16 protein-coding genes are annotated in these 16082 nt (G+C 68.5%); 8 read left to right on the forward strand and 8 right to left on the reverse strand.

What is annotated here, in order from left to right; all coding sequences use genetic code 11:
- Positions 1-207 precede the first annotated feature (207 nt).
- The 4 genes from QBJ89_RS08135 to QBJ89_RS08150 are packed head-to-tail and all read right to left on the reverse strand — an operon-like array spanning position 208 to position 4269.
- Complete coding sequence (locus QBJ89_RS08135) at positions 208-1017, reverse strand: CpsD/CapB family tyrosine-protein kinase (protein WP_277980022.1); 810 nt, start codon at positions 1015-1017, stop codon at positions 208-210.
- Positions 1018-1019: 2 nt separating this feature from the next.
- A complete protein-coding gene (locus QBJ89_RS08140) occupies positions 1020-2492 on the reverse strand; it encodes a GumC family protein (RefSeq protein ID WP_277980023.1) in 1473 nt (490 codons plus the stop codon).
- Positions 2489-3691, reverse strand: a complete 1203-nt coding sequence (locus tag QBJ89_RS08145; protein WP_277980024.1) for a hypothetical protein — start codon at positions 3689-3691, stop codon at positions 2489-2491. Before QBJ89_RS08145 ends, QBJ89_RS08140 begins: the two co-directional genes overlap by 4 nt.
- Before the next feature lie 5 nt (positions 3692-3696).
- Complete coding sequence (locus QBJ89_RS08150) at positions 3697-4269, reverse strand: polysaccharide biosynthesis/export family protein (protein WP_277980025.1); 573 nt, start codon at positions 4267-4269, stop codon at positions 3697-3699.
- Positions 4270-4508: 239 nt separating this feature from the next.
- Between QBJ89_RS08150 and QBJ89_RS08155 the strand changes: the two genes are divergently transcribed.
- From QBJ89_RS08155 to QBJ89_RS08185, 7 genes are all read left to right on the forward strand, one after another.
- Positions 4509-5888, forward strand: a complete 1380-nt coding sequence (locus tag QBJ89_RS08155; RefSeq protein ID WP_277980026.1) for a tetratricopeptide repeat protein — start codon at positions 4509-4511, stop codon at positions 5886-5888.
- A 67-nt stretch (positions 5889-5955) separates the two neighbouring features.
- Positions 5956-7371: an undecaprenyl-phosphate glucose phosphotransferase gene (locus tag QBJ89_RS08160; RefSeq protein ID WP_277980027.1), complete on the forward strand. Its 1416-nt coding sequence runs from the start codon at positions 5956-5958 to the stop codon at positions 7369-7371.
- Positions 7361-8146, forward strand: coding sequence for a WecB/TagA/CpsF family glycosyltransferase (locus QBJ89_RS08165; RefSeq protein WP_277980028.1), 786 nt, complete (start codon positions 7361-7363; stop codon positions 8144-8146). The genes QBJ89_RS08160 and QBJ89_RS08165 overlap by 11 nt, the downstream gene beginning before the upstream one ends.
- A gap of 4 nt (positions 8147-8150) precedes the next feature.
- Complete coding sequence (locus QBJ89_RS08170; protein ID WP_277980029.1) at positions 8151-8702, forward strand: hypothetical protein; 552 nt, start codon at positions 8151-8153, stop codon at positions 8700-8702.
- 356 nt (positions 8703-9058) lie between these two features.
- Positions 9059-9568 carry an FxDxF family PEP-CTERM protein gene (locus QBJ89_RS08175; RefSeq protein WP_277980030.1) on the forward strand — a complete coding sequence of 170 codons (510 nt, stop codon included), beginning with the start codon at positions 9059-9061 and terminating at the stop codon, positions 9566-9568.
- A gap of 142 nt (positions 9569-9710) precedes the next feature.
- On the forward strand, positions 9711-10649 hold the full coding sequence (locus tag QBJ89_RS08180) for a beta-1,6-N-acetylglucosaminyltransferase (protein ID WP_277980031.1): 939 nt from the start codon (positions 9711-9713) through the stop codon (positions 10647-10649).
- Positions 10650-10697: 48 nt separating this feature from the next.
- On the forward strand, positions 10698-11456 hold the full coding sequence (locus tag QBJ89_RS08185) for a metallophosphoesterase (RefSeq protein ID WP_277980032.1): 759 nt from the start codon (positions 10698-10700) through the stop codon (positions 11454-11456).
- A 38-nt stretch (positions 11457-11494) separates the two neighbouring features.
- On the opposite strand, the gene QBJ89_RS08190 is transcribed toward QBJ89_RS08185, so the two are convergent.
- From QBJ89_RS08190 to QBJ89_RS08205, 4 genes are all read right to left on the reverse strand, one after another.
- On the reverse strand, positions 11495-12022 hold the full coding sequence (locus QBJ89_RS08190) for a CAP domain-containing protein (RefSeq protein WP_277980033.1): 528 nt from the start codon (positions 12020-12022) through the stop codon (positions 11495-11497).
- Between the two features lie 99 nt (positions 12023-12121).
- The gene (locus tag QBJ89_RS08195) at positions 12122-12754 is read right to left on the reverse strand and encodes a L,D-transpeptidase family protein (protein WP_277980034.1); all 633 of its coding nucleotides are present in this window, start codon (positions 12752-12754) and stop codon (positions 12122-12124) included.
- Complete coding sequence (locus QBJ89_RS08200; RefSeq protein ID WP_277980035.1) at positions 12751-13416, reverse strand: PEPxxWA-CTERM sorting domain-containing protein; 666 nt, start codon at positions 13414-13416, stop codon at positions 12751-12753. The genes QBJ89_RS08195 and QBJ89_RS08200 overlap by 4 nt, the downstream gene beginning before the upstream one ends.
- A gap of 111 nt (positions 13417-13527) precedes the next feature.
- Positions 13528-14436: a LysR family transcriptional regulator gene (locus tag QBJ89_RS08205; RefSeq protein WP_277980036.1), complete on the reverse strand. Its 909-nt coding sequence runs from the start codon at positions 14434-14436 to the stop codon at positions 13528-13530.
- Between the two features lie 84 nt (positions 14437-14520).
- On the opposite strand from QBJ89_RS08205, the gene QBJ89_RS08210 reads away from it, so the two are divergent.
- A complete protein-coding gene (locus QBJ89_RS08210) occupies positions 14521-16074 on the forward strand; it encodes a CoA-acylating methylmalonate-semialdehyde dehydrogenase (RefSeq protein ID WP_277980037.1) in 1554 nt (517 codons plus the stop codon).
- Positions 16075-16082 lie beyond the last annotated feature (8 nt).

A 16082-nucleotide genomic window follows, 5' to 3' on the forward strand; every position in this document is an offset into this window, starting at 1 on the left:
GGAGCACGCCGGAGCGCTGCATTATTGTCGTTGTGCTACTCGACCGTCGTCATCCCGGCCTCGAGCTGGGATCCACGGTTCCGCTCGAACAACGAGTCGGACGAGCGCGGCTCGATGGGTCCCGGCTCAAGGCCGGGATACCCAGGTGTTGCGATGGGCGCGCGCCGCTGGCCCCGATCGCTCGGGCCGCAATACCAGTCCTACCGTTTACTTATAATAGTCCGCATAGCCGGCGCCGTAGCCATAGCCATAGCTGTCGGCGAGCAGCCCGCCGTCGAAGCGGTTGAGCACCACGCCGGCGCAGGGCGCCTGATCGAGCACGTGAAGCGCGTCCTTAACCTGCTTCTTGGTCGTGCGACCTTCCTCGACCACCATGATGAAGGCGTCGAGCTTGGTCGTCACGATCGTCGCGTCGTCGTTGGCGAAGACGGGCGGCAGATCGCACAGGAAGATCGAGGGCGCGGTGACCGCGCGCATCGATGCGATCGTGCGCTCCATCCGCGACGAGGCGAGCAGCTCGGCCGAGTGCGCCGGGGCGCGGTCGGTCGGCAGGATCACCAGCCGCTCGCCCTGCGGATGGCAGGCGAACGCAGCGAGCGAATCGACGTCACCCTCGAGATAGTCGCGCATGCCACGCTCGACCGGGATGCCGAAATTGTACGCGATCGAGCCGCGGCGGAGGTCGAGGTCGACGAGATAGGTGTCGAGCCCCGGGGTACGCGACAGCGCCGCCGCCAGGTTGGTGGCGCAGAACGACTTGCCTACCGCCGGCGTCGCCGAGACGATGCCGAACAGCCGCCAGCCCTTGTGCCGCTGCAGCTTGAGCAGCCGCGAGCGCAGCATGTTGAACGGGCGCGAGCGCACGTCGCGGCTGTCGAAGCCGTAGATGCCGCGCTGCTTCGCCTCGGCGGTGGACCAGGCGAACTCGGCGCTCCGGTCGAACTCGGGGAAGGTCTCGCCCGCGAACGGAGCGATCTCGGGCTTGGTCATGGGAATGGCCTTGAGCATGTCGGTCATCTTCACAGCGCTCCGCCAGACTCGGCGGCCAGACGGGGTTTGCGGCGGAACGGCAGCCCGGGCAGCCAGCGGCGGATCTTCTGTCCCGGCGCGAGGTCGGGCGTGAAGGTGGGCACCACCGTCAGCGTCTCGAGCCCGAGCGCCTTGAGCTGGTCGACCCCGCGGATCGGGCGCATCAGGAACTCGAGCGCGAGCGCGAGCACCAGGCCGAGGCCGAGGCCGCCGGCGACGCCGCCGCCGATCAGCATCAGGCGGTTGGGCGAGACCGGGCGGTCGGGTGCCGCGGGAGGATCGACCACGGTGAGTCGCTCGCCCTTCTGCTCCTGCGCCATCCGTGCCGAATTCTGCGCACGCAGCACGTTCCCGGTGATGTCCTTGAGCTGGTCGCGCAGGCCGCTGGCGCGCGCCTCGAGCTGGTTGACCTGCTCCATCACCACCGGCGCACGCGAGGAGTTGGCAAGGCTGGCCGAGGCGCGCGCGTTGTCGCTGGCGCGATAGGATTCGAGCTGCGCGATCTGCGAATTATTGGCCTGGATCTGACTTTGCACCAGCGGGGCGTCGGACGTGTCGCCCTGCGACTTGGCGATCTCCTGCGCCTGCGCCAGCCGCGCTTTGGCGCGGATCACGTCGGGGTGACCCTCGTTGTAGACCGCGCGCGCCGCGATCAGCGCCTGCTCGGCCTGCTGCACCAGCGGGTCCTTGCCGCCGGACCTGCGCGACTGCGCCAGCAGCGCCCGGTTCTCGCTCTGGAGCTGCGCGATCTGCGCACTGTAGCCGCTGCTGTTCGAGGGCATGACGATGCCGCCCGACGACAGCGCGAGGCCGTTGCGCGCCTTGAGCTGGGTGATCTGCCCCTCGATCTGGCCGATCTGGTCCTGCAGCTTGCGCGACTGGTCCTGGAGGAAATCGACCGTGTTGGTCGCCTGCGCCGCCATGGTGGTGGCGTCGATCTCGAGGAAGCGGCTGACGATGCTCTGCATCACGGCCTGCGCCTTGGCGGGATCAGCGTAATCGAAGCTCATCGTGAAGGCGATCGTGCTGGTGCCGCCGTTCTGCGCCTGCTGCCCCTGGCCGATATCGCCGCTCACCGCCTGCACCGCGGTGGCCTTCTGCATCGTCTCGACGATCTCGGACAGCGGCTTGGAGCGCCGCTCCTTCTCGTACAGATTGTTCTGCTCGATCAGCGCGATCAGGTCGCCGCGGCTGAGCACCTGCTCGCGGATCTTGGCGATGCGCTGATCGATGATCGTCGTCAGCGGCGAGCTGACCAGCGTCGAGGGCAGTTCCTGCGACTCGACCAGCAGCGTCGCCGACGAGCGGTACGTCGGCGGCAGCAGCAGCGCGAGCGCTACCCCGATGGTGGAAAGCACCAGGAAGGGAATGATGATCAGCCAGCGGCGCTGCCACAGGATCGTGGGGATGTAGCCGAAGAAGCCGCCGCCGCCCTCTTCCTCGTTCGTGTCGACGTCACTCACTGCGTATCGCCCCATCTCGCTCGCACGAATACTTTGACGTTGAGGTCCGACGGCCAGTCCTGCCCGCCACCGGTTGCTCGACGATAGCCGCCCGCCACGCCCCCGAAGAGGCGCCGCGAGAAGCCATGTTCGTAACTTGCACCACCAGTGATGAAGGAGGCGTTGCGCGCCTGAAGAAGATTCGACGTTTCCTGCACGCGCGAGTAATCGACCGAGGCACGCACCACGTCATTCTCGCGGACCTGGTACGAATAGTCCAATCCGGCGCCCTGGCGCTTGGAAATGTCACCGAAGCCGGTCGGCTGCGCGTCCGAATAGGCGCGGAAGCAGGTGTTGCTGCGCTGCCCCGCCTTGCACGCGAAGACATTGCCCGAGACGCCGGTCGAGTGCGTCGTCCCCAGCGGCGTGCGCGAGGTGATGAACAACGCACCGAGGGCGGCCGTCACCGTGACCGAGGAGCTGAACTGGTGCGTCAGCGTCACCTGCGGCTGGTAGAAGGCGCCCGAGGTACGCTGGCGCTCGAAGCTGGTCCACGATCCCGAGCCTTGGAGGCCGACGCTGGTGCGCGCCGACACCGCGTGCGACCAGCCGAGCGTCGCCGACTTGGTGGTGGACGAGGTCAGGATACCGCTGTCGGCGTAGCTGATCCGGCTGGCGCGTAGCTCGCCGTTGACGGTGTCGCGCGTGCTGATCCGCAGGTCCGCGCCGAGCGCGGCAACGAGGCTCTTCTGGCGCTGACGCAGGCCGAGCAGCGCGATATCGGGCGTGCCGAGATCGGGCGGGAGCGACGGATCGAGCACGCCGACCACCCCATAGCTGCTCTGGCCGATGATCGAACTGTCATAGCTCACCACCGCGTGCGCGTTGAACGTCTGGCTCAGCTGGCGCCGCGCGCGCGCCTCGACGCCGTAGCTGTCAGCCGAGTCGTAGCGCGTGAAATAATCGGTGCGGCGATAGTATGCACTCAGCGCCGCCTCGCCCTTCTCGTCGAGGCGGACGAGCTGGGGCGTGATCGACAGCTCGGTGAAGGCGCTGCCCGTATCATTGTCGTCGACGACGAACGGGTTGGTGGAGTAACCGACACCCGCCTGGCCATCGACGATGAAGCGCGTGGTCTGCGCTTCGGCCAGCGCGGACGGCAGCACCGCCAGCGCGACACCGAGCGGCAGCGCAACACCGGCGCGCAGACGACGACTCACGCCACTCACGGGACGATTACCGTGTCGCCGCCGCGCACCAGCGGCAGCGAATCGTTCGAGAGATTGTCGGTCGAGCCGCGCATCAGATCGCTCAGCCGCACGCGCACGGCCTGCGCGCCATTCGGCGTCTTGCGCAGGATCACGACGTTGCCGAGCGAGGCGAACTCGGTCGGGCCGCCGGCGAAGCTGAGTGCCTCGAGCACGTTGACGTAGCGACCGGGGTTGAACGAGCCGGGCGAGCGGACCTTGCCCAGCACTGAGAATTGCATCCCCTGCGGCGTCTTCACCGAGACGGTCACCTGCGGCACGGCGGTGCGATACTGGCCTTCCAGTCCCTTGGTGATGCGCGCCTCGATCTCGCTGGGCAGCGCGTTGAGCGCGTCGACCTTGCCGACGAGCGGGAAGGAGAAGGTGCCGTCGGGCAGAACCCGGACGGTGCGCTGCAGGCGCTCCTCGCCCCATACGAAGATGTCGAGCTCGTCGCCCGGGTTGATGCGATAGGCCGCAAGCGCCGCGGCCGAGCCGCCGGCGCCCGACTGCGCCGACGCGGGCACGGCCCCGATCAGCGCCAAGGCCATCGCTGCCCCGGACAGTAGCTTATTCACCATTCCCTTGACCCCCCAACTACTAAGGCCTGATCCACAAATCGATCGGCGCGCGCCACGAGTTTATTTGATCGCTCGTCCCATATCGAGTAACGGGCGCAGCGTCAGCCGCCTTACCGCATTTTCCTTTCCATGTACGCACGAGATTGTTGAGTATGTGCAGCATTCTGGTGCGTCGAACGAAGCGGTCGGGGCGCGCCGCGCTATTGTTAATGCTTTTCACCCTGGCCGCCTGCCGCGCGCCGGAGGAACGCGCCGCGCGCTACGCTGGCATGTACGAGGCGGCGTTGGCCGGCAACGATCCCTGGACTGCCCGGCTGGCGATGCAGCGCGCCGTTGCGATCGATGATTCGAATCCGCAATATTGGGCGGCGCTGGGCCGCGTGCAGCTGACCCTGGGCGATTACGCCGGCGCCTTTGCTGCATTCGTCCGCGCCAACGAGCTCGATCGCTCCAACGCGAACGTGATCCAGACACTCGCCGACCTCGCCGCGCTGAGCGGACGGGTGGAGGACGCGCGGCGCTACGCCAACCAGGTGTTGCTGCTGCTGCCGAGCGACCCGGCGCCACAGGCCACGCTCGGCTTCGTCGCGCTGCACGACCGCGATTTCGACACCGCGCTCAAGCGCGCCGACACGGTGCTTGCCAGCCGCCCCGACGATTCGAACGCCACGATCCTGAAGGCGCGCGCGCTGGCCTCGAGCGGCGATCCCGACGCGTCGCTGAAGCTGCTGACCGCTTTCACCGCGGCCCACCCGCGCGACGGAGCCGCGCTCGACACGATGGTGACGGTGGCGCGGCGCTTCAATCGGCTGCCGTCGCTCGCCGCGGCGCGCGAGAAGCTGGTGGCGCTGCGTCCGCACGATGCGGCGGGTCGCGTCGCTTATGCCGAGACGCTCTACGCGCTCGGCCAGCGCGACCGAGCGCGGGCGCTGACCGCGCGGCTGATCCGCGGCGGCGACTATGGCGACTCGCTGGTGGACGTGCTCGCGCTGTGGCGCCGCTACGAGCCGCGCGACTGGAGCGTGCCGACCGTGCGCACACTGGCCGCAGCGGCGGCGCCGCGCGACCGGCTGCGCTACGCCTATTTCCTGATGCTGACCGGCGCGGCCGACGACGCCGAGTCGCTGGTGGCGCCGCTGGCGAAGCCGCCAGTGACCGCCGCCAACGCTTCGGTGCTGGCCTTGCTGGCGCAGATCCGCGCGACTCGAGGGCGGGACAGCGAGGCCGAGTCGCTGCTCAATCAGGTGCTGGCCTTCGATCAGAGCAACGTGGTCGCGCTGCGCGCGCGCGCCGATCTGTACCTGCGCACCGGGCGGGGGCGGCAAGCGGTGTTCGATGCGCAGAAGCTCGTGGCGGAAAAGACCCGAGCGCCCGACGATCGGGTGCGACTCGCCCGCGCCTACCGCCAGGCGGGGCAGCCGCAGCTGGCCGAGAACGCGTTGCGCGGCGGCCTGCAGGACATTCCCGCCGATCCGCTGCTCTATGGTGAGCTGCGAAAATATCTCGCCGCAACGGGGCGCAGCGACGAACTCGACGAGTTGGGTCAACAATTTGTAGAGCAGCAGCGACTAGCACGGTTGCAGTGGTGAGATATTCTCGCGCGAAAAGGGAAGAGCGAGGCGTGAGCGAGTGGCGACGGTAGTGCGGCCCACCAGAGTGAGGCGGTTCACGTCCAACGTGATTCCGTCGCTGATCTTCGTCGTCGATCTGCTCTGCCTGCTGATCAGCATGCCGGCGGCGCTGCTGCTGTACGAGTTTTCCGTCGGCCTGGCGGTGGTGCCCGGCGTCCACACGGCGGCGGCGTTCATCGCCGGGGTCGCCTTTTTCCTGATCCGGCAGTCACGCGGCGTGTACAGCCAGTCGCTCGCGCTGCTCCGCTCGAGCGACGCCGCGGTGGCGCTCGACTATGTCTTCGCCGCGCTGCTGAGCAGCGCAATCGTCTGGCAATTTGGTTTGGTCGATGAATTCTCGCGCGGGCTGACGCTCTGGTACGTCGGCTCCTGCGTGGGCTCGCTGCTGGTCAGCCGCTTCGTGCTGCGCGCGCTGCTGCATCGGCTCGCGGTCGGCGGGCGGATACGCCAGCGCGTCGTGCTGTATGGCGCGGACACCGAGATCGTCGAGCGGACCTGCCGCATGCTCGACCTCCAGGCGCTGCCGCAGCTGCTGCTGGTCGGCGTGGCGGACGATTATTCGCGCCGATCGCGTGACGAGACGGTCGGGGATCTGCCGTTCATCGGCGGCTTCTCCGAGCTGCTGGCGATGGCGCGCGACGGCGAGGTGGACCAGGTGCTGATCGCGCTGGCCGACCTCACGCGTGACCGGCTCGACCTGATCCTCGACAAGCTCAGTGAGGTGGCCATCGACATCTCGCTGATCCCGCGCGAGGCGATCGCGCTGGCACCGGACTATCGGGTGAACTTCGTCGGCGCGATCCCGGTGCTGACACTGTGGCAGCGCCCGATGCGCGACGGCGATACCTTGCTCAAGGACGCCGAGGATCTGTTCATCGCCGCGGTGGCGCTGGTGTTCCTGTCGCCGCTGCTGCTCGTCACCGCGCTGGCGATCAAGGCGACCAGCCGCGGTCCTGTCTTGTTCAAGCAGCCGCGCTTCGGCTTCAACAACCGCGAGATCATGGTCTACAAGTTCCGGTCGATGTACGTCGACCGGCAGGACGTTTCGGGCGCCGAGCGGACGCGCAAGGGCGACCCGCGGATCACGCCCGTCGGTCGGCTGATCCGCAAGCTCAGCATCGACGAGCTGCCGCAGATCTGGAACGTGTTGCGCGGGGAGATGTCGATCGTCGGCCCGCGCCCGCACGCCACGCACATGAAGGTGGGCGACCATTATTACTTCGATGCGGTGAAGGGCTATGCCGCGCGCCACCGCGTCAAGCCGGGCATCACCGGGTTGGCGCAGGTGCGCGGGCTGCGCGGCGAGATCCAGACGATCGAGCGCGCCAAGCGCCGCGTCGAGTTGGACCGCTATTACATCGATCACTGGTCGCTCACGCTCGATCTCAAGATCATCATCCAGACCGTGGCCAACATCCTGTTCGACAAGAATGCGTACTGAACCGGACGCGGCACGTAGCTTCCTCGGGCTGCGGTTCGACCCGCTCGACACCGATGCGGCGGTCGCCTGGCTGCGGCAGGCGACCGCGGCGGCTCCCTTCGCTTATGTGGTGACGCCCAACGTCGACCATATCGTTCGGCTCGACGCGGCGGGGCGCGACGAACCCACCGGGGCGGCGCTGTGGCGTGCGTATGAGGGCGCGGCGTTGACCCTGTGCGACAGCCGCGTGCTTGCTCGGCTGGCGCGCTGGTGCGGCGTGACGCTGCCGGTCGCGCCGGGGAGCGATCTGACGGTGCGGCTGTTCGACGAGGTCGCGCAGCCCGGCGACCGTCTCGCCATCATCGGCGGCGACTCGATGCTGGTGGCGGCGCTGCGGCAGAAGTATCCCGGTTTCGACATCGTCCAGCACGTCCCGCCGATGGGATTGCTGCGCGACCCCGCCGCGCTGGAGGCTGCGGCGGCGTTCGGGCGCGACTCGCGCGCGCGATTTCTCCTGCTCGCGGTCGGTTCGCCGCAGCAGGAGATCGTCGCCGCGCGAATCGCGGCACTGCCCGAGGCGCGCGGCGTAGCGCTGTGCGTCGGCGCGTCGCTCGACTTCATCGTCGGGCGCCAGCGCCGCGCGCCCCGGCTGGTACAGCGACTCGGACTGGAATGGGCGCACCGGCTCGCCTCGCAGCCGCGTCGGCTGTGGCGGCGCTACCTGATCGAAGGGCCGCGCATCTTCCGCCTGGCGCGGTCGTGGCGCGCAGGGCGCGGTTCGTTCGCTCCGGACTGAGCGCATGGACGATCGCTGGCATCCCGGCATCGGCGATCCGACCGCGATCGGCTGGATCACCGTCCTGGCCTATTTCAGCGCGGCGCTGCTGTGCGCCGCGGCGCAGCGCCGCGATTCGGCGGGGCCGCGACCACGGCATTTCTGGCTGGCGGTGGCGGTGCTGCTCGTCTTGCTTGGGATCAATAAGCAGCTCGATCTGCAGTCGCTCTTCACGCAAGTTCTACGTGACCGGGCCAAAGCGCATGGCTGGTACGAGCAGCGACGCGAATTCCAGGCGCTGTTCATCTTCGTCATCGCGGCCGTCGGCGCGGCGTTCTTTGCTGCACTGCCATATGTCATGCGGCACCAGCCGCGCGCTCGAAACGTGACCTTGGCGGGTCTCGTTTTTCTTTATTGCTTCATCCTGGTGCGCGCTTCGTCGTTCCATCATGTCGACTGGGCGCTGAGCCAGACGCTTTTCTGCATCCGGCTCAATTGGATCCTGGAATTGGGCGGTATCATCATTGCCGCAGCAGGGGCGTTGTTGGTCTCGCGTCGTTCGCGGGCGAGTCGTTAACTATAAAATATAGTCGAATGCTCGCGCCCGATGTGGCGGATGCGTCTGTCCGAAGCGGATCGATCATGCTCCGGCCATGGGCGGCAGTGACTTGCTCGTCCCGATCTAGGAAAAGCCGAGCATTGCGATGCGCGGCGTCCCGCGCTCTTAAGTGCGCAGGACGAAATGAGGCGGCTCTGACCCATCCTAGCATTTGTTGCACCGAGGACGTGTCCCGAAACAGTCCGAAGTGCCTCAAAACGGCGATGGTGTACCTTCCGTAAACGAGTATCAGCTCGGTCATCGGGTGGTGAAACAGCCTCGTCATTCAACCGTCCGGGTCGTGGTGTTTTCAGGGATCTAAGGGAGTTATCCGCATGAAGAAGTTCGTTGCATCCGCACTTGTCGCCGCCGCCTTCAGCGCCGCGACCCCCGCCATGGCGACCGAGCTGGCGCTCGAGCAGTCCGCCGACGGCACCTATTCCGCCACCACCGGCTTCGTCTCGAAGACGGCGGGCAGCTTCACCGACAGCTACACGTTCAACGTGCCGTCGGTCGGCAAGGTGGGCGCGAGCGTCATCTCGCTGTCGATCACCGGCGCGCTCCAGCTGCTCTCGGGCACGCTCAACGGCACCGCGCTGATCATGCAGCAGCTCGGCACCGACTCCTACGTGCTGCGCTCGGCCGACGGCGGTCAGCTCACCATCGACAATCCGCAGAAGCTGATCATCAACGGCACCTCGCAGGGCGGCGGCAGCTACACCGCCAACGTGACCTTCGCCGCGGTGCCGGAGCCGGCGACCTGGGCGCTGATGATCCTCGGCTTCGGCGTGGTCGGTTACTCGATGCGTCGCCGTCCGGCGGTGCGTTTCTCGCAGGCGATCTGATCCGGGGCGGGGCGCCTCGCCCCGTGGATCGAATGATGCGATCAAGCAAGCGGCGGTCGCCCACCCGGGCGGCCGCCGTTTTCGCGTTGCCTCGCTCCGTGCTTCGGCGCAGGGCAGGGCGCGCCGAGGGGGAAGGTGAGGGATGAGTCCGCAGATCGGTTTCGTGATCCTGTCGCACCGCGAACCGCGTCAGCTGCTGCGGCTGGTGCGCACGCTCAACCGGCTCTATGGCGACCCGCCGATCGCGTGCCATCACGACATGGCGCAGTGCCCGATCGATACCGCGCCTTTTCCCGACAATGTCCGCTTCGTCGCGCCGAGCATCCGCACCGGCTGGGCGAAATGGTCGGTGGTGCGTGCCTTCCTCGCCGGGCTCGAGCTGCTGTACCGCGACGCCGACCCGGACTGGTTCGTGCTGCTCAGCGGCGCCGATTATCCGATCAAGCGCGCCGCGACCGTCCGCGCCGAGCTGGCCGCGACGACGGCCGACGCGTTGATCGACTATCGCCAGGTCGGCGACACCGCGCAGAGTGCGCTCGAGCGGTTCGGGCCGCGCAATCCCGAGCTCGACCAGTTCGAGTCGGACGGCAACCGTCGGCTCAAGTGGAGCCACTATCAGGGCGCCGAGCTGTGGTTCCCGATGCTGCGCTTCAACGACGGCGGCCGGCGTGTCCGGCCGGGACGGTTCACCTGGCACCTGCCGTTCGCCTCGCCCTTCGCGCCGTTCTCGCGCGATTTCCCGTGCTTTTACGGGGATCATTGGATCACCGCCGACCGCCGCGCGGCACGGCTGCTGCTCACGCCGAGCGAGCGCCACCGTCGGCTGCAACGTCACCTCCACCGCCGCGCCATTCCGGAGGAATGCTATTATCAGACGGTGCTGTGCAACGAGCCGGGGCTGACGCTCGACCGCGACAATCGCCGTTACGCGCAGTGGAACGGCGGCGGGGCGCATCCGCAGCAGCTCGGCGTCGCGGATCTGCCCGCGATCATGGCGTCAAACGCCCATTTCGCACGCAAATTCGATCACGACGATCCCGTGCTTGACCGGATCGACGCGCTGCTGTTCGACGGCGGCTGACCGCGCCGCCGCGGCACGGTGGGACATGTGTGAGGCAGCGATGCGGCGATGATCGGGCGATGGCTGAGCCGTGACCGCGAGCACCGCTATTGCCTGCCCGAGGGCGTGCGCGCCTATGCCGTCGGCGACGTCCATGGCCGCGCCGATCTGCTCGCGCCGATGCTCGAGTGGATCCGCGCGGACAGCGACTCGCGTGGCGGCTATCCCGAGGTTCATGTCGTCTTCCTCGGCGACCTGATCGATCGCGGCCCCGCCTCCGCTTCGGTGGTGAGCATGCTCGCGAGCGGGCGTGCCGCCTTCGGCCAGCGCCATTTCATCCGCGGCAACCACGAGCAGGTGCTGCTCGACATTCTCGACGGCGCGTGGGAGCGGCTCGACGATTGGCTCGCGGTCGGCGGGGTCGAGACGCTGCTGAGCTATGGCATCGACCCGGCACTGCACCTGCGTGACCCGGAGGCGTTCCGCCGCGCGATGCGCGACTCGATCCCGTTGCTCCACGTCGGTTTCCTGCGGCGGATGGTGCCAATGGTGCGGCTCGGCGACTATGTCTTCGTCCACGCCGGCATTCGCCCGCGCGTGCCGATCGAGGAGCAGAGCGAGCGCGACCTGCGCTGGATCCGGCGCGATTTCCTCGCCAGCCGCGTGGATCACGGTGTGATGGTGGTGCACGGCCACACCGTCAGCGACAAGGTGGACGTTCGCCGCAACCGCATCGGCGTGGACACGGGCGCTTATGCCTCGAACCGCCTGTCGGTGCTGGGGCTGGAGGCGGACCGCCGCTGGGTGCTCACCAGCCGGCTGGGATGAGGGGGAGGCGACCGCTCGATAGCGAGTCCCTCGGTGCCTCAGAAGGGTTGCTCGCCCAGGTAATTGCCCGCGTTCTTGTAGCGGCACACCAGCACGTCCTCCGCGCCGCCGCGCGCCACCGCGCAGCCGACCTCGTCGGTGTCGCGCCACATCAGCTGGGTGTAGTGGCCGACGTCGTCGACGCGGCCGGTCACGCTGTTATACGGGAACACGCCCTGGCGGAAGTAGCGCTTCTCGCGGATCCAGCCGTTGACCATCGCCTCGGGCGTGAAATAGCCGCGCGTGCCGGCCCAGAGGTTCTCGCCCTCGGGGTCATAGTGGCGCTCGGGCGCATGCTCGAAGCGGCCGGTGCTGGCGAGATAGTCGGCCCAGCGCTGTGCCGACTGGACGAGGTCGCGGTTCCACCGCAGCGGCGCGAGGCCCACGGAGGCGCGCTCGTGATTATGCGCCGCGAGCACGCGCGCATCGAAGGTCTGCGAGAAGCTTGCCGCGCCGCTCAGCAGCGGGGCAGCCAGCAGGGCGGCGACGGCGGCGATGAGCCGGCGGGACGCTCGGGCGCGGGGCATGTCCGGAACCCTTCCTGATGCTCGATCCAGGAAGACGTTGTATGGGCCGGCCACTTGCCAACCGGTCGCCAAACGCGGTTAGCGGCGGGTAAGCTATGTTTACGCGGTGATCGTCACCAGGTCGCCGCGCGCACTGGTGCCGAAGACGCGGCGTGCGAAATCCTCGGGGATGCCGACGCAGCCGTGCGTGGCATAGCCGCGCCGCACCGCGCTGGCGTGGATCGCGACGCCGTCGTTGGTGAGCCGCAGCATGTACGGCATCTCGGCGTCATAGAGCGTCGACTGGTGCAGCCGCGCGCGTGCAAGGATCGGGAAGGTGCCCGTCGGGGTAGGCTTGTGGTCGGTGCCGTAGAGGATCACCGCGGTGCCGATCTCGTGTCCGCCGCGGAACACCGACATGAGCTGGCGCGACAGATCGACGCGGATGCGCGTGTCGCCTTCCGCCGGAACGCCGCTCTCGTTCCAGACATAGTCACCGAAATGCATCGGGCGGTCGACGCGGAGGAGGCTGTGCACCAGCAGCGGCGTTCCGCCGGGCGCGGCAAGTGACGGCTCGCGACCGGCGGGGTAGCTCACCCGCGTGCCATAGCTGCCGATGGTAGTTGCCGGCACCTCCGCGCGCGGTGCGGGCAAGGACAGGGGGGCGGTCGCCGGCCGGCTCCACCACGCCATGCCGAGCGCACCGACGCCGGCCGCGGCGAGCGCGATCGCCCCGCCGGCGAGCCGGCTCATGCGGCCGCGTCGACCTCCGCCGCGCGGCGGCGTGCGACGCGACGGAGGGCACCGCCGACCATCAGGAAGCCGAGGATCATCGTCGCCCAGGTGGCGGGCTCAGGCACCGCGGGAGGCGGCACGACATCATCGCCGCCGCCGCCGCCGCCGCCGCCGCCGCCGGTGCCGCCGCCCGGGATGAACGGCGTCGTCGGGGTGAAGCCGCCGCCGGACGGCAGCGGACCGAGCACGGCCGGGGTGAGCGGCACGTCGCCGACCGGTACGCCCGGCCCGAAGGCGAGCGGTGTCGCGGGCAGCTCGACAAAGGGCGGCGCCCAGCCGATGCTGGGCCGCTCGCGCACGTTGCTCAGCACGCGCTCGCGCGGCGCGCCGGGCACCGGCACGCGCGGACGCGACGCGAGCCGCTCTTTGGCGGGCTTGGTGGTGAACATCGCACCGGCATCGCGGCCGCCGGGCGAACGCGCGCCGAGGATCGCAGCAGGATCGGGAAGGTCGATCAGGCGCGCGACCTTGGCGGACGCCTCGGCGATGCCGAGGCCGCCGATCGTGCCGCCCAGCGCACCATAGCTGCCGACCGCGGCCACGCCGACAAGACCGCCGATCACCACGCGGGCGATCGTGAGGTGCCACAGCAGAGTGAGCGGGCGACGCACGCTAATCATTGATGAGACCTACCCCTGTTCCAAACCGACCAACGGTTAAGGAAGCGCGATGCTCCCTCTCTACGTAGACAGCCGCGTGAGTCCAGAAAAATGTCCTGTGTTAAGACCTTATCATGGGACAGTGTTGCAAGCGGGCAGCAGTCGATGACGCTGTTGATCGACCAATTGTGTTAACCATTGGCGAAACGCGCGGACTCGCCGCAACTGTCGCGTGTCACGGTGCGTGACCAGCCAGAAGCCGCGCGTGACCGCCACATCAGGGATCACGCGCATCAGCGACTCATCATGGCCGCCGATGAAGTGTGGCAGAACGCCCACACCAGCGCCCGCCGCGATCAGCCGAGCCTGCGCATTGATGCTCGAACTGCGCAGCGTCGGCGCCAGCGCCGAATCGATCTCGTTCAAGTATCGCAGCTCGGGCGCGTACAACAGATCGGGGATATAGCCGACCAGTCGGTGGCGTATCCCCAGTGTCGCCAACGTCGGCAGGCCGTCGCGCTCGACCAGCGAACGCGCCGCATAGAGGTGCAGCGCATAGTCGGAGAGCTTGCTCGCCACCACCGGGCCATGGCGCGGACGTGCGAGCAGAACCGCGACGTCGGCCTCGCGCCGTGACGGGCTGAGAAAGCCCGAGTTGGCCACCAGGTCGATCGTCAGCGCCGGATGCACCGCCGCGAACGCGTCGAGGTGCTGCGCCACCAGCCAGATGCCGAACCCCTCCGATACGCTCACCCGCAGCGTGCCGGTGAGCGCCCCGGGCGGATCGGCGCCCTCGCCGATGCGCTCCGCCGCGCTCGCCATCTGCTCGACCTGGGCGAGCAGCGACTCGCCCGCCTCGGTGAGCACCTGCCCCTCGCGGGTCTGCTCGAACAGGGTCCGGCCCAGTCGCGCCTCGAGTCGTCGCAGCCGCCGACCGACCGTCGTGGCGTCAACGCCGAGCAGCGCGGCGGCGCGGGCGATCTGGCCGGTGCGCGCGACCGCGAGGAAATCCTGCAAATCGTTCCAGGCGATCGGCTGCATCATCGCAGCCGGAGGTTGCAGAATTGCCGCTTGCCTGCAACCGCGCCGGGTCGCACAGCGGAGGGAAGAGAGAGAGGAGAGGCGATGCGCACCATCGACCATCACATCGTCGGCGTGGCAGCGGTCGCGGGCGGCGGTGGCGCTGCGACCGACGGCGCGCGCTTCGGGGACGTCTACGACCCCAACACCGGGCAGGTGCAGGCGCGCGTGACGCTCGGCACGTCGGCCGACCTCGACCGCGCGGTCGCGGCGGCGCAGGCGGCGCAGCCCGGCTGGGCCGCGACCAACCCGCAGCGCCGCGCGCGCGTGATGTTCCGCTTCAAGGAGCTGGTCGAGCGCGAGATGGACGAGCTGGCGCGGCTGCTCTCGTCCGAGCACGGCAAGGTAATCGCCGACTCAAAGGGCGATATCCAGCGCGGGCTTGAGGTGATCGAGTTCGCCTGCGGCATTCCGCACGTGCTCAAGGGCGAGTATACGCAGGGCGCGGGGCCGGGGATCGACGTCTATTCGATGCGCCAGCCGCTCGGCATCGGGGCTGGCATCACCCCGTTCAACTTTCCGGCGATGATCCCGATGTGGATGTTCGGTGTCGCCATCGCCTGCGGCAACGCCTTCCTGCTCAAGCCGTCGGAGCGCGATCCCAGCGTCCCCGTGCGGCTCGCCGAACTGATGCTCGAGGCGGGCGCGCCTGAAGGCATCCTGCAGATCGTCCACGGCGACAAGGAGATGGTCGACGCGATCCTCGACCATCCCGCGATCGCCGCGGTGAGCTTCGTCGGCTCCTCCGACATCGCGCATTACGTCTATCGCCGCGGCGTCGAGGCGGGCAAGCGCGTCCAGGCGATGGGCGGCGCGAAGAACCACGGCATCGTCATGCCAGACGCCGACCTGGATCAGGTCGTCGCCGATCTCGCCGGCGCCGCCTTCGGCTCGGCGGGTGAGCGCTGCATGGCGCTGCCCGTCGTGGTGCCGGTCGGCGAGCAGACCGGCGACCGCCTGCGCGAGAAGCTGGTGCCGGCGATCCGCGCGATGCGCGTCGGCGTCTCCACCGACCCCGAGGCGCATTACGGGCCGGTGGTCAACGCCGCGCACAAGCAGCGCATCGAGGAGTGGATCGGCACCGCGGTCGAGGAAGGCGCGGAGCTGGTCGTGGACGGTCGCGACTTCACGCTCCAGGGCCATGAGCAGGGCTTCTTCGTCGGCCCGACGCTGCTCGACCGGGTCACGCCGCAGATGCGCTCCTACCAGGAAGAGATCTTCGGCCCGGTGCTCCAGATCGTCCGCGCCCCCGATTTCGAGACCGCGGTGCGGCTGCCGAGCGAGCATCAATACGGCAACGGCGTCGCGATCTTCACGCGCAACGGCCATGCCGCGCGCGAGTTCGCCGCGCGCGTCAACGTCGGGATGGTCGGCATCAACGTGCCGATCCCGGTGCCGGTGGCCTATCACAGCTTCGGCGGCTGGAAGCGCAGCGCCTTCGGCGACGTCAACCAGCACGGCACCGAGGGCGTGCGCTTCTGGACCAAGGTCAAGACCGTGACGCAGCGCTGGCCCGACGGCTCCGCGCTCCCCGGCGGCAGCGAGGACGGTGGACCTTCGCGCGTGCAGGACGCGTTCGTGATCCCGACAATGGGGTGACGAGATGC

The organism is Sphingomonas phyllosphaerae, assembly GCF_029623345.1.
In the GTDB taxonomy this organism is placed as follows: domain Bacteria; phylum Pseudomonadota; class Alphaproteobacteria; order Sphingomonadales; family Sphingomonadaceae; genus Sphingomonas; species Sphingomonas phyllosphaerae_C.